This window comes from Arthrobacter sp. StoSoilB5 (assembly GCF_019977235.1).
In the GTDB taxonomy this organism is placed as follows: domain Bacteria; phylum Actinomycetota; class Actinomycetes; order Actinomycetales; family Micrococcaceae; genus Arthrobacter.
On the sequence record NZ_AP024646.1, the window covers coordinates 4,372,539 to 4,386,463 of the forward strand.

A 13,925-nucleotide genomic window follows, 5' to 3' on the forward strand; every position below is an offset into this window, starting at 1 on the left:
TGGACCTAGCCCTTGACCGAGCCGATCAGCATGCCCTTGGCAAAGTGCTTTTGCAGGAACGGGTAGAAGAGCAGGATGGGCAGTGTTGCCACCACGATCACGGCAAACTTCACGCTTTGTTCCGGGGGAACGTAGCTGGGGTCAACGTTTCCGGTGCCCAAGAGATCGGCAGCCGCGGTGACTTGGCGCAGGTACATCTGCAGGGTCCACATGCTGTTGTCGCTCAGGTAGAGCAGCGGGGACATGAAGTCGTTCCAAATCCCGACGGCATAGAACAGCGCGAACGTGGCCAGCACCGGCTTGGACAGGGGCAGCAGGATCCGCCAAAGGATCCCTACCTCGGTTGCGCCATCCATTTTGGCTGATTCTTCGAGCTCGGCAGGGAGCTCCTGGAAGAAGTTCTTGATGATGATCAGGCTGAACGGGTTGATCGCCGCGGGCAGGATCAGCGCCCAATACGTGTTCAGCAGGCCCAGGTCCTTGACGAGAAGGAACGTGGGGATCATGCCGCCGGAGAAGACCATGGCGAAGACCACGAGGTTAAGGATCAGCCGCCGTCCGCGGAGGCCGCGTTTGGCGAGCGGGTACGCCATGGTCACCGTGAGGGCCAACTGGATGAGCGTTCCCACGACGGTGACAAGCACGGTGGTGAGGAGTGCCTTTGGGAACGCCGGAGTGGAGAAGATGTACTCGTACGCCCCCAGCGTGAACTGCTCGGGCCAGACGAAGAACGGCCGGCGCGTGATTTCCGCTTCCGTGGCAAAAGAGCCAGCTAAAACGTACACGAACGGCAGCAGGGTCAGGATGCCGATCCCTGCCAGGAAGACGTAGTTGGCGGCGTCGAAGACCCGCCCGCCTTTGGTGTTGTGGATTTTCATGGCTAGAACAGTCCGCTCTGGTTGAACCTCTTGGACAACCAGTTAGTGCCGAAGATGAGGATGATGCCCACCACGGATTTGAACAGGCCTACAGCAGTGCTGTAGCTGTAGGCCCCCTGGGTGATGCCGACGAAGTACACGTAGGTATCGAACACGTCGGCCACGCTGCGGTTGAGCGCGTTGGTCATGAGGTAGATCTGCTCGAACCCGGTGTTCAGCACCTGGCCCACAGCGAGGATCAGCATGACGATGATGGTGGATCGGATGGCGGGCAAGGTGATGTGCCAGACCCTGCGAAACCTTCCGGCGCCGTCGATAATGGCTGCCTCATATTGGTCCTGGTCCACCGTGGCAAGAGCCGCCAGGAAGATGATGGTCCCCCAGCCGGTGTTCTTCCAGATGTCCTGAAGCAGGATCAGGGGCCGGAACCAGGCAGGGTCCGTCAGGAAATCGATATTGGTGCCCAACACCCCGTTCAGGAAGGTGAACAGCGGACCGATGTCCAACGCGAACAGCAGGAAACTCAGCGAAGCAACGATTGTCCAGGACAGGAAGTGCGGGATGTACACCAGGGTCTGGACTGTGCGCTTGAGGATGTTCAGCCTGACTTCGTTGAGCAGCAACGCCAGAATGACCGTCAAGGGGAAGCCAATGCCGAGGTTCAGGAAGGCGAGGATCAGGGTGTTGCCCAGGAGCCGCGGGAAATCCGGGTTCGCGAAGAAGTCTTCGAAGTGCCGGAACCCGACCCAAGGGCTGTCATTGATTCCGAGGAACGGTACGAAGTCCTTGAAGGCAATACTTACGCCGTACATGGGCCCGTACCGGAAAATCAGGAAGTACGCCAAGCCCGGAAGCAAGAGCAGGTACAGCCACTTGTAGTGCGCGAAGTGGACCGCGAACCCCGCACGCCGCCGGGGCGCGGGAGGCGACGCCTTGGCTGCCTCCCGCTCCCGGCTCTCAAGCTGGGTGACGCTCACTTACCGCTTTCCTGCCAGAGCTTGTTGATCTCTTCCTTGACCTTGTCACCGCCGCTGGTGTTCCACAGCTTGATGGCGTCCTTCAGGCCCTGCTCGTCGATCTGCCCGGCGAGGTATTTGATCCGTGCGTCAGCAACGATGTTGTCCAACTGCGCACCCTTGGCCACATAGGTTGGCGAGACAAACGAAGCCGCCGGGTTGTACACAGCGCTCTTCAGGTCTGCAGCCATGACTTCAAGGCGCTCGTCGTAGACCTTCTGTTCATAATCGGTGGCCTGCTTGGGCGTGTAGAACTGGTTCCCTGCAACGTTCATCCCCAGCTGGGCCAGGCCGCTCTTCACATCCGCGCTGACGGCCTTGCCCTCGGAGGTTTCCGGCGTAATTGTCACGGCCTTGCCATCCTGCACGGTGAAGTTGACGCCCTCGATGCCGTTGTTGAGGACGATCGCGGCGTCCTTGGAATTCAACTTGTCCAGGAATGCCAGCACCTGGTCAAGCTCTGCTTCTGTGCGGACCTTTGCCTTTGGCACTGCGATGAATCCGGCGTACCCATCGGTCGGGTGCGCGTGCAACGTGCCATCGGGTCCCTTCAGGTTTCCAACGAAACCAACCTTGGTGGCGTAGTCGGCCGGAGTGGCCTGTTTGAACAGCGTCACCAGCTGGCTGACGCGGGAATCGACATCAACGATGATGCCTCCCTTGCCGTTGAGGAACGGCTCGTTCCATTTTGTGCCATCAAATGTGGCGAAGTCTGCGTTGATAAGCTTCTCGTCCACCATCTTCTTGATGAAGCGGTCGGCTTCGAGGAATTCGTCGGTCTCGAAGCTGGGCACGAGCTTTCCGTCGCGTTCAGTCCAGCGGTTTCCGGCACCGAACCATTCTTCGATGATGTCGTACGGGCTGTTGGTGCCCACGGCGCCCCACTTGGGGATGGTGATGCCCCACGTGTCGTTTTGGCCGTTGCCGTCCGGATCTTGTTCGGTGAATGCTTTGGCCACGTTGTAGAGGTCTTCAGTTGTTTTCGGCGGCTGCAGGCCCAGCTTGTCCAGCCAGTCCTGGCGGAACATGACTGCTGCGCGCATCGGTGAACGGCCACGGAAGACCCCATATACCTTGCCGTTGATGGAGGCATTGTTTTGGATCTCGGGCGTGGTGGTGGTCAGGTTGGGGTACTTGGAAAGTTTGTCCGTCAGGTCCCAAAACGCGCCGGCCTCAGCGTTCTTCACGAATCCCGGCGACTTGCTCTGGATGACCATGGCGTGGGGGATCTCCGAGGAAGCCAAGGTGATGTTGGTCTTTTCCTCATAGGAGGCATTGGGCACCCACGTGACACTCAGGTCTTTGCCGGTGATTTCGCCGAGCTTCTTCATCGCGGCACCATCGGCCGCAGGTGGCTGCGCTTCGAAGTAAGGCGCCATGATGCTGATTGACGATAGGTCAGCGGCTGCGGGCTGTCCCCCGCCACAGGCGGTCAGCGCCAGGGCAGCAGAAACGACGACGGCGGCCGCCAGCGTTGATTTTCTACGGGTCATGGTTTTTCCTTTTCCACTTCATCGGGGTTGTTGGTTAATGCAGCGGGCGGCTCGGCGGGATACCTTTTCAGGCTCCACAAGGGCCGCCCCATCTGGTCTTGATACGTTTCACTGGAACCGATGCCAATTTCGTTGCGGGTATGCGCAACATGGCCAAGGACATCAAGGGACCGGTGGAGGACCTGCCTGCCATCAATGGGCGGGACCTTTCGGCTGGCGTCAGACAAAGCTGCCCTCCTTGACGGGAGTTGTCGGCGTGGTTGCCACTGCAGTTTCGGAAGCAGCTACCGCACTGGCCATGGCTTCGTCATTAGCCGTGAAGAAGCGGTCGCAAAGCCAACCCGTGACATAGAGCCAGGCACCGACACCGAAGAAGGGCACCAGGCCCGGCAGGGAGCGGCACGCGAAAACAGCAGCAGCTGTCACGAACAGCAGGATCGCGGTGCCCGCCAAGTGGCGCATGGCGAACCGGGATGACATCACAAAGTACTGCGCGAGCGGAAGCTGGTAGCGGGCGAACATGGGGAACAAATAGCAAACGGCACCTGCAGCAAACAGGACCGCGACCAGGATTGCCGCCGACGCCACCTGCGATCCGAGGTCCCAGCCCGCCGAGAAGTAACCCCAATTGAGCGTGAGCGCTACAGCCACCACCAGCACTGGCAGGCCAAGCGCGTTTCCCTTGGCAAAGTTCTTGAAGTACTCACGGGCAAAGCGCCGTATCAGTGGGACGGCATTCCCGCGGACTTTGTCGCGGACCAGCACGTGCGCCGCCACTGTGCTTGGACCAACCCCCAGGACAACCCCACCCAACACCGTGAAGACGATCCACAGCACATTAAGGCAGGCGATCCATAGGAGTGTGTCGAAGAGCGTGTATGCCCGAAAGCCGAAAGTGCCAGAGGTCATGGCTTCCCCTCTCCATCGTTGCAGAACGGCCCCAAGTAACTGGCTGTGCGGTTGTTCTGAGGCCTCAGAGCAACCACAAATGCCAGTCAGTTGGGTCAGCCCGGGTGGGCCACATCACATGAGTAAACGATTTCACGAAATCTAGACCGAACCTTATCGACGAGTCAAGGCAAGTCTTGAATCGTTACATTACTGAGCAACCCGCGCTACACTGGCAAGAGCCGGAATTGGGAAAGCGCTTGCTGGGTATAGCCTGAACCCGCCGGGAACCTTCATGAATACTTTGACGACGGCGTCATCGCCCTCGTTGCCGCGCCAGCAGAGGAGAGCCCATGGACACCCCCTCCACCGAGTCCACGAACAGCCCCGCCCACCCCAGGACAACGCAGGCAGGAACGGTGCCGGCAAGAATAGCCCTGGCTGGAGTGCACGGCTTCGGCACGCACCATTTGCGCAACCTCGAACGGCTCACTGGACAAGGCCTGGTGGACATCGTCGCTGTGGCGGACCCGAACCCACCGGCTCCCGGAGCGTTGCCGCCAGCCGCCGCCATCTACACCGACCTTGATAGCCTCCTCGCGGGCCACCACCGGCCGGACGTCATCATCGTGGCAACGCCCATCCAGACGCACGCCCCCTTGGCCCTGGCAGTGTTGGCGTCCTCAGCAGACCTCTACCTTGAGAAGCCCCCCGTGGCATCAATGAAGGACTTCCTCCGCCTCCAGGAGGCAGCAACAGCAGCTGGCCGCAGCGTGCAGATCGGCTTCCAAAGCCTGGGCTCGCACGCCATCCCAGCACTGGAAACACTCATCAATGAAGAGCCATCTGGAGACCTCCCAAGCATCGGCACCCTCAAGGGAATTACGGCAACGGGCCGCTGGGTCCGGGACCGCGCCTATTACAAGCGGTCACGCTGGGCCGGAAAGCGCAGCCTCGACGGCGTCGATGTGGTGGACGGCGTGGCGACGAACCCGTTGGCCCACGCAATCGCCACGGCCCTCCGCCTTGCCGGTGCCCGCACTGCAAACGACCTCGCCTCCGTGGACACCGACCTGTACCGCGCCAACGACATCGAAGCTGACGATACGTCCGTGATCCGGATGCGGACTGTGAGCGGGCTGCCCATCACTTGCGCCCTCACTCTGTGCGCCGCTGAGTCCGTGGAACCGTACGTCACCCTCCACGGAACGGAAGGAACGGCGGACTTCCACTACACCGAGGATCGCGTAACCGTCCGGAACGGTGCGGGCGAGACGAGCCACACCTTCGGCCGGGATGACCTCACCGAGAACCTCCTCGACCATTTGTCTGCCGGCACGCCTCTTCTGAGCCCTCTCGACCACAGCGGCGCGTTCATGCGCGTACTGGAAGCCATTCGGACCGCCGAAGCACCGGCGCTGATCCCCTCTTCGAGCGTGAAGTGGGTGGGCGAGGGCGAGCAGGCACACCCAGTGATCCCCGGAATCGAGGAGATCCTGGAGCGGGCCACCCGTGCCCACGCTACCTTCAGTGAACTGGGACTCCCCTGGGCGCGGCCCATCACTACGGGCGCGGATGCACTCTTCTCCCCCGGAGCCATCACAACCAGCGGAGCCAACGCATCCAGCGGAGCCATCCTGCGCAGCGGAATGGGGCTGGAACCAGAGCTCTCTCCGCGGCCGTACCTGCACCCGGTTGCGACTCCCAGCGGCACCGTGGTCACGGATCACTTGCCTGCGGACCACGTCTGGCACCTTGGAGCTGGTTTCGCCCTCCAGGACGTCAACGGCAGCAACTTCTGGGGAGGCCGGAGCTACCGGCGCACGGCCGGAAAGTACGTGGACTTGAAGGACCACGGCCGCATTGAGGCGGCTGACGTCACCCGCGGACAAGACCAGACAACACTTGACCTCGACTGGCTCGCTTTCGACGGCGGCCTGGTCCTGGAAGAGCGGCGATGGTACCGGCGCACGGTCCTTGACCCGCGCACATGGCGGCTGGATATCCGAACGGAACTGACCGCCGTCGTGGATGTCTCGTTGGGGAGCCCTGGTTCGCATGGGGCCGCTGGCAGTGGCTACGGCGGTTTCTTCTGGCGGCTGCCTGTGGGCGCCTCGCCGCGCGTCTTCTCCCCAACAGCTGAAGGCGAGCCAGCCGTACACGGTTCTGTTGCGCCGTGGCTTGCATGGACAGCAGAGTTCGACGGCGGCCCTGCCACTTTGGTGTTCGCCGCACCGCCCGAGTCGCCGGATCCGTGGTTCGTGCGGTGCGCCGAATATCCTGCAATCGGTTCGGCGCTTGCTTGGGACGCCGCCGTCGAACTCGCTGCGGGCTCGTCGCTCACCCGTACCAACAGGGTCTGGATCAGCGACGGAACGCTGGGCATGGAGGAAATCGAGGGTCTGGTGGCCGGGCTGTGACCCGCAATCCAGGTTCCTGCTTTCAACGCCTTACCAGGAACGTGGCGGTTCGTGCCCCTCAGGCCTGGAGTATGAGTCGCGGCAGGTCTATGTCCCGCATGCATCGCTGAGTATATTGGCACCAATGGATGCGCCATCGGTTCCCCTGCAGCTTGGGGCCTCCAAACCGGCGTTCTGCATGTAGGCGTTTGGGAAGTGAGGATCAGGTGTCCCACGTCATTCCGCCGGGGGTTAGCCGGCGTCTGTACAACGAAGACCTCGCGCCGGCGGAGCACCGCACATGGGGTTTCTACTCGCTGTTTGCAATGTGGATGTCCGACATTCATTCGCTGGGCGGTTACACCTTTGCCGCCGGCCTCTTCGCATTGGGGCTGGGCGCTTGGCAGGTGTTCCTTGCCTTGGTCGCGGGGATTGTGATCGTTTTCGTCCTGATGAACTTCTCCGGATACGCCGGCCAGAAGACTGGTGTTCCGTATCCTGTGCTCGCCCGGATCTCGTTTGGGACGTTCGGCGCCAACCTGCCTGCCCTGATTCGTGCCTTGGTTGCGATTGCCTGGTACGGCATCCAGACCTGGCTGGCTTCCCGGGCCGTCATCGTCATCGCCCTGGAGATCTGGCCCGACCTCCGAGGCCTCACTGAGAACAACTTCCTGGGCGAATCAACCCTCGGCTGGCTGGCCTTCCTTCTGATGTGGACGCTCCAGCTTCTTCTGCTCCGAAACGGCATGGAGACCATCCGGAGGTTCCAGGACTGGGCGGGACCTGCCGTCTGGGCTGTGATGGGCGTACTGGTGGTCTACATCCTGATCAACGCAGGATGGAATATTTCCCTGGACCTGCCCGGGGGTAATGCACAATGGGGAGTCATCCACTCGTTCTTCGCCGCCACGGCGCTGACGGTGACGTACTTCTCCACCCTGATGCTCAATTTCTGCGATTTCTCCCGGTTCGCTCCCTCCCGAAAAGCTGTGCGCACAGCCAACCTGTGGGGGCTGCCGGTAAATTTCATCGCCTTTTCCGTGGTTTCGGTGGTTGTCACCGCCGGAACCTTCAAGGTGTACGGGGAATACATCTACGATCCCGTTGAGATCGTAGGGCGGATCGACAACATCTGGGCCCTTTTGCTCGGCGCCGTTACGTTCGCAATCGCAACGCTGGGTATCAACGTCGTAGCCAACTTCGTCTCACCGGCCTACGACCTGGCCAACGCCTGGCCCTCGCGGATAGATTTCAGGCGCGGCGGCCTGATCTCCGCAATGATCGCACTCGTCATTACGCCCTGGAACCTGTTCAACAGTCCCGTGGTGATCAACCTGTTCCTTGGCGGGCTCGGGGCGCTGCTCGGGCCACTGTTCGGCATCATCATGGTTGACTACTACGTGCTCCGCAAGCAGCACGTGCTGGTAAGTGACCTCTTCAGGGAGGAGGGGTACTACACCTACACTTATGGCTGGAACCAAAAAGCGCTCCTGTCGTTTTTCGTCTCGGCGGTCCCGGCTGTGATCCTGGCGCTCCTTCCGGTGTTTGCTGCCGTCTCTGCTTTCTCCTGGTTTATCGGGGCAGGCGTGGCGGGCACAGTGCACTATTTCATCTCGCGCAACGACACCCGCCTGGCCGAATCGATCGCAGCCGCCACAAAAGAAGAAGCCGTCACTGGCTGACGCAGACAAAAAGTGCGCCCCTCTTGGCCTCGTCCAATGCCTTCTTCGCGACGTCTGCCGGCGTCAATTTGGTCGTGATGGCAGGCCGCACCTAAGAGTTGCCGGGATGCCACGGTCCTCCAAGGCGATCTCTCCTGCCTCCACGCTGTTGGCGAGGAAGTCGATGAACTTCTGGACCTCTGCGGGATGCTTTGTCCGGGAACTGGCCGACCAGAACTGGGACGACTTGTGGTACTGCCCGGCTCCCGCGGCGCTGCCGTCCGTGCTTGGCGGCCGGTGGATCTCAAAAAGAGGGCAACAACTCTCAGATTGCTGGGAGCTCACCGCGGTTTCGCCGGCGTGAGTACTTCCACAGCAAGAACCCGATCACGGCAGCGGACATCATCCCCAGTGCCCCTGTGACCACCAAACCGGTCCGGACGCCGAAGCCTTCCGTGAGCCAGCCCGCCAGAAGGCCGCCCAGGGCGTGCCCTCCCAAAAGCAACGGAAAGTACAAAGCCAACACCCGGCCGCGCACATTGACGCCTGCTTCGAGCTGGACCGTGGTTGCGGCACTGGTCAGGAACATGAGCGTCATAAAGCCCACCAGGACCAGCATCACCACGAAGGATTCCTGTGTGGGCATCAGCGCAGCAAGCAGCTGGGTCAGTCCAAACAGCCCGGCGCTTGCCACGATTCCCTTGCGTCCAAACCGCTTGATCCTGGTAGCCAACAAGGCACCAGCCAAGGCACCCAAGGCACTGACTGTGTTGAAGAGGCCAAAGCCGGCAGGACCGCTGTGCCACACGCGGTCAGCGAAGGCCGCGAGCACCACCGGACCGTTCATGCCGAAAGCACCGAGCAAGCCTGCCAGCAACATGGTGACCAGGAGCGGCGGACGGGCGCGAACAAAATGCAACCCGGCCAAGACCTGTCCCCTGCGGGCCGTTGGTGGCCCGGGCAGCTCGGACGAGTGGTGGAGCTCGCCAGGCCGGATGGCAACGATCATCACCAGCACCGCAAGGCCAATGACAGCATTGGCAGCGAAGGCAGCGGCCGGGCCAGCTTGGGCGATGACAACGCCGGCCAGGGCGGGGCCAGCCATGGCACCCAACTGGCCCATGGCACTGTTCAGTCCGATGGCCGCGGGTAGTCCGGCGTCGCCCACTACCTCATTGACGAAAACCTGACGCGCAGGTCCGTCGATGGCGCTCGTGACGCCCAGGGCGATGCAGCTCGCGTAGACAATCCAGACGTCACGGCCGCCCGTCGCGTTCCAGACTGCAAGCCCTGCAGCCAGTACGGCCGCGACCGACTGGCAAACCAGCAGGATACGGCGCTTCGGGAAGAGGTCCACCAGCACGCCGCTGATAGGTCCGACCACCAGCATGGGCAGGAACTGGAGCGCGACGGCCAGACCGACCGCCGCCGGGCTGCCCGTCAGCTGCAGGACAAGCCAGTCCTGGGCCAAGCGCTGCATCCACACGCCCCCGCTGCCAGCGAGCGTGAGCGCTACGAAGATGCGGTAATTGTGGTGGCGGAGTGGGTAGTACCACGTCTCGATAGAGCGAGGCCTTGGTTTGGCGGCTTCTTTGCTGGCGGAGTTCGAGGTCTGGTCAGAGGGGCGGCGCGGTGGCAACGGACGCGGTGACACGAGGTGGTCTGCTCAATTCAGCGGGTTGTAGGTTGCTCTCAGTTTTGGGCACGGCTGGCGGCCCTGATCTTGATGGCAGCGGCGGCAAGGACGAGCGTGCCCGGCACGATCACGAAGAGCGCCTGCAACATCCAGACGAAGACCACCGCCATGAACAAGGCAGCGAGCAGGAGCAGGGATCCGCTCCAATCCCGCAAGGCATCAACCTTGGCGCTGGCATAGGCCAAGGACCATCGTTCCGCACCGGGCCGATCTCCGGGTTCCCCGCTCCAGTTCACGCCGCTCCAGTTCGCACCGGTACCCCAGTTCGAAACGGTCCGCAGCAGCAGGACAGCGCCGGCGGCGGCCAAAATCAACGTAGCCGGCAGTATGACTGCCCGCCCGGGCAGTTGACCCACCAGAGCGAGCAGCAGGTTCAGGACAATCACGACGGCGGCTACCGCCGTCGTGATTCCAATCTTCCAACTGCCGGGAAGCGCGCGGCGGAAATTGCCCCAAAGGCTTCGGATGGAATCGTCCCTGCCGCTGAGGTGGCGTTCCAGATGGGCGGCGCCGGCCGCGTAGGCAGCCGGCGCCGTCACCAAAGGAACGGACAAGAGGAGCACGATTACTCCCGCCAGGATGGTCTCGGCGAAGAGGGCAAAGCGGTTGACCGGAATGCCGGGCTTCGCCGCGGAAGACTTGCCTGTGGTGTCCATGACGCTCATTTCCTGTGTTCCCATTTGCGGGTTTGGATGTTAGCCCTTGAGGCCTTGTGTTGAGACGCCTTCGACGATGTAGCGCTGGAAGATGAGGAAGAAGGCCAGTACTGGGAGGAGGGCGAGGACGGACATGGCGATCATGGCGCCGTAGTCCGAGGATTGGGTTTGGTCCACGAAGAGGCGCAGCGCCAGCGGCAGCGGGTATTTTTCGGGGGTGTTCAGGTAGAGCAGGGGGCCCAGGAAGTCGTTCCAGCTCCAGATGAAGGAGAAGATGGAGGTGGAGATCAGGGCCGGTTTCATCAGCGGGAGCATGATGGAGCCGAAGATCCGGACGTGTCCTGCGCCGTCGATGCGGGCGGCCTCGTCCAGTTCGGCCGGCAGGCCACGCATGAACTGGACCATGAGGAAGACGAAGAACGCGTCCGCGGCGAGGAATTTGCCGATCAGCAGGGGCACGTAGGTGTCCACCAGGCCCAGCTGCTGGAACACGATGTACTGCGGGATGATCACCACGTGGAAGGGCAGCAGGAGGGTGGCGATCATCATGCCGAAGAACAGGCCGCGGCCGGGGAAGTTGATCCGGGCGAAGGCGTAGGCGGAGATGGATGCCGACAGAACGGTCCCGACGACGGCGCCGATGGCCAGGATCAGGGAGTTGGTGAAGAACGTCAGGGTGGAGACCCCGCCGATTCCTTCCATGGCGGTGGCGAAGTTATCGAAGCTGAAGTTGTTTGACCAGAGCGAGTTGTTGGCCCCGCCGATTTCGGAGTTGGGTTTGAAGGACGCGGAGATCATCCACACGGCCGGGTAGAGGACCATCGCCACCAGCGCCAGGGCAATGAGATGGAAGATGGTGCTCTTGATGCGCTTGGCGGTGGTGGACTCGGACTTCGGGTTGTAGGCCGGGGCCGACGTGGCGGGCTTTGTAGGTTGGGGCTGGGTGGGGGTTGCCATGGTTGTCACTTTGCATCACCGCTGTAGTGGACCCAGGACTTGGAGGTCTTGAAGAAGATCAGCGTGATGACGCCGACCACGATCACCAGCAGCCAGGCCATGGCCGAAGCGTAGCCCATCCGGAAATCGGAGAAACCGCGCAAGTACAGGTAGAGGGTGTAGAAGAGGGTGGAGCCTGCGGGGCCGCCTTCACCGTTGGAGATGATGTAGGCCGAGGCGAAGATCTGGAACGCGTGGATGGTTTCCATCAGCAGGTTGAAGAAGATCACCGGGGAGAGCATGGGCCAGGTGATGTTGATGAACTTCCGTACCGGTCCGGCCCCGTCCATGGAGGCCGCCTCGTAGAGGTCGGCCGGGATCTGCTTGAGCCCGGCGAGGAAGATCACCATTGGGGCGCCGAACTGCCAGACGGTCAGCAGGATCATCATGCCCATGGTCATGTTCGGGTTGCCCACCCAGCCGCCGAGGTTGATCCCCAAGAAGGACAGGCCCTGGTCCACGGGGCCGGAATCGCCGAACATCGCTTTCCACACGATCGCGATGGACACCGAGGCACCGATCAGGGACGGGGCGTAGAACGCGGACCGGTAGAAGCCCTGGCCGCGGCGTTTGCTGTTCAGCAGCATCGCGACCAGCAACGCCGCGGCGAGCTTCAGCGGGGTACCGAAGACCACGTAGCTGAGGGTCACGCCCACGGACTGCAGGAACCGTTCGTCCTGGAAGAGGGTGGCGTAGTTATCGAACCCGATCCATTTGGGGGCATCGAAGAGGTTGTAATTGGTGAAGGACAGGTACAGCGAGGAAATCATCGGGCCCACGGTCAGGGCGATGAATCCCAGAAGCCAGGGCAACAGGAAGGTGTAGCCGGCGCGGGTATCCGCTCCCCGCCGCCGCGGCTTGCGCGACTGCGGGACAGCGGACGTTTGGGAACGCCTGCTCAGGGTTGGGCTTTGAGTCACGAGATCAATCCGCTCAGGCGTTCTGCTTGATAAGGTCTTCGGCTTCCTTGAACCACGCATCCACTGCGCCGTCCACGGTCAGCTTGCCGTAGTTCAGGTCCTGGGTAACACGCTTGAACGTTGACTCAAGCGTGCCGAACCCGACGATGGGCGGCTCGGGAGCGTCCTTGAGGTACTTCTCGATCGACTTCTCGTAGTCCACCACGAGCTTGTCCGTCCCTTCAAAGGTTGTTCCGTCGCGCTGGGTCTTGGACGCCGGGACACCACGGGAGGTCTTGAAGATCTGGCCGACCTCGGGATCGTTGACCATGAAGTCGATGAAGCGGGCAGCAGCGTCCTTGTACTTGGTCTTGGCGCTGGCCACCATGAGCATGGACGGCTTGAGGAACAGGCCCAGGTTGACAGGGTCATCCGAGGGAACGGGAACGAGCTTGAGTTCCTTCGCGCCGCTGTCCGCAAGGTAACCGGCCATGAAGTTATCCCAGGTGACTTCCGTGGCGGTGACGTTGGAACCGAACGGGGACTTGGGCAGCAACTGCGTGGCCTTGTCCTCGCCCACGATCGCGCCGGTACCGCGCAGGTCCGCGGTGAGGTTCCACCACTTCTTCAGATCGTCCTTGGAGAATCCAAGCTTGCCCTCATCGGTGAAGGCCTTGATGTTGTTCTGTCGCAGCCAGATGTTGAAGTTCCACCAGATGCCGGTGTAGTCGGTGCCGCCGAACAGCGTGCCGTTGCCCTTCTGACCAACGTCGGCCAGGAAGGCGTTGAACTCCTTGTAGTTCCAGGAGCCATCCGGCTCGGCGATGCCCAGGCTCTTGAGCTTGGCGGGATCGTAGTAAACCGCGAAGGCGTTGGTGCTGGTGGGAATGCCATAGGTCTTGCCCCGGATCTGGCCTGAGGGAAGGAGGGATTTGTCGAAAGCGTCCGTGTTGATCTTCACCGTGCCCAGGTCAAGGAGCTGGTTGCGCTGGCCATAATCACGCAGATAGGAAAGGTCCCACTGCATGACGTCCGGCAAGCCGCCGCCTGCTGCTTCCGTGGCGCGTTTCTGCCAGTAACCGGCGAAGTCCGTGAAGTTTCCATTGACCTTGATGTCGGGGTTCTTGGACTCGAAGAGGGCAATTGCCTTGCGGGTACGCTCGGCGCGGTCATCGTTGCCCCACCAGGTGTAGTTGATGGTTACCGGGTTTTGTGCGGAGCCTGTTTGCGCCGGGGAAGACTGGCCACAGGCGGACAGGAACGCAGCAGATGCGGTACCGAGAGCCACCGTCGTGAGGAAATTTCTTCTGTTGATCATGAGAGCCTCCTTGCTCAGTTGGTGC

12 protein-coding genes are annotated in these 13,925 nt (G+C 61.7%); 2 read left to right on the forward strand and 10 right to left on the reverse strand.

The features are described from left to right. Window positions 1-5: 5 nt before the first annotated feature. The 5 genes from LDN75_RS19785 to LDN75_RS19805 are packed head-to-tail and all read right to left on the reverse strand — an operon-like array spanning window position 6 to window position 4,296. Window positions 6-878, reverse strand: coding sequence for a carbohydrate ABC transporter permease (locus tag LDN75_RS19785; protein ID WP_223934394.1), 873 nt, complete (start codon window positions 876-878; stop codon window positions 6-8). A gap of 2 nt (window positions 879-880) precedes the next feature. After that, a complete protein-coding gene (locus LDN75_RS19790; protein ID WP_223934395.1) occupies window positions 881-1,855 on the reverse strand; it encodes an ABC transporter permease subunit in 975 nt (324 codons plus the stop codon). Continuing rightward, window positions 1,852-3,387 (reverse strand): extracellular solute-binding protein, encoded by a 1,536-nt coding sequence (locus LDN75_RS19795; protein ID WP_223934396.1) that lies wholly within the window; start codon window positions 3,385-3,387, stop codon window positions 1,852-1,854. Before LDN75_RS19795 ends, LDN75_RS19790 begins: the two co-directional genes overlap by 4 nt. Further along, window positions 3,384-3,614, reverse strand: coding sequence for a hypothetical protein (locus LDN75_RS19800; RefSeq protein ID WP_223934397.1), 231 nt, complete (start codon window positions 3,612-3,614; stop codon window positions 3,384-3,386). Before LDN75_RS19800 ends, LDN75_RS19795 begins: the two co-directional genes overlap by 4 nt. Then, window positions 3,607-4,296, reverse strand: a complete 690-nt coding sequence (locus tag LDN75_RS19805) for a DUF624 domain-containing protein (protein ID WP_223934398.1) — start codon at window positions 4,294-4,296, stop codon at window positions 3,607-3,609. The genes LDN75_RS19800 and LDN75_RS19805 overlap by 8 nt, the downstream gene beginning before the upstream one ends. Before the next feature lie 332 nt (window positions 4,297-4,628). Here LDN75_RS19805 and LDN75_RS19810 point away from each other — a divergent pair, with 332 nt between their 5' ends. Further along, window positions 4,629-6,695, forward strand: a complete 2,067-nt coding sequence (locus LDN75_RS19810) for a DUF6807 family protein (RefSeq protein ID WP_223934399.1) — start codon at window positions 4,629-4,631, stop codon at window positions 6,693-6,695. Window positions 6,696-6,901: 206 nt separating this feature from the next. Beyond that, window positions 6,902-8,356 (forward strand): NCS1 family nucleobase:cation symporter-1, encoded by a 1,455-nt coding sequence (locus tag LDN75_RS19815; RefSeq protein ID WP_223934400.1) that lies wholly within the window; start codon window positions 6,902-6,904, stop codon window positions 8,354-8,356. Between the two features lie 304 nt (window positions 8,357-8,660). Here LDN75_RS19815 and LDN75_RS19825 read toward each other — a convergent pair whose 3' ends face one another. The 5 genes from LDN75_RS19825 to LDN75_RS19845 all read right to left on the reverse strand — a co-directional run bounded on the left by LDN75_RS19825 (window position 8,661) and on the right by LDN75_RS19845 (window position 13,900). After that, the gene (locus LDN75_RS19825) at window positions 8,661-9,899 is read right to left on the reverse strand and encodes an MFS transporter (RefSeq protein ID WP_223937644.1); all 1,239 of its coding nucleotides are present in this window, start codon (window positions 9,897-9,899) and stop codon (window positions 8,661-8,663) included. A 128-nt stretch (window positions 9,900-10,027) separates the two neighbouring features. Beyond that, the gene (locus LDN75_RS19830) at window positions 10,028-10,687 is read right to left on the reverse strand and encodes a Poxvirus protein I5 (protein WP_223937645.1); all 660 of its coding nucleotides are present in this window, start codon (window positions 10,685-10,687) and stop codon (window positions 10,028-10,030) included. 39 nt (window positions 10,688-10,726) lie between these two features. Further along, window positions 10,727-11,653, reverse strand: coding sequence for a carbohydrate ABC transporter permease (locus LDN75_RS19835; RefSeq protein WP_223934401.1), 927 nt, complete (start codon window positions 11,651-11,653; stop codon window positions 10,727-10,729). Continuing rightward, the gene (locus LDN75_RS19840; protein WP_223934402.1) at window positions 11,650-12,603 is read right to left on the reverse strand and encodes a sugar ABC transporter permease; all 954 of its coding nucleotides are present in this window, start codon (window positions 12,601-12,603) and stop codon (window positions 11,650-11,652) included. Before LDN75_RS19840 ends, LDN75_RS19835 begins: the two co-directional genes overlap by 4 nt. A gap of 13 nt (window positions 12,604-12,616) precedes the next feature. Further along, window positions 12,617-13,900, reverse strand: coding sequence for an ABC transporter substrate-binding protein (locus LDN75_RS19845; RefSeq protein ID WP_223934403.1), 1,284 nt, complete (start codon window positions 13,898-13,900; stop codon window positions 12,617-12,619). Window positions 13,901-13,925 lie beyond the last annotated feature (25 nt).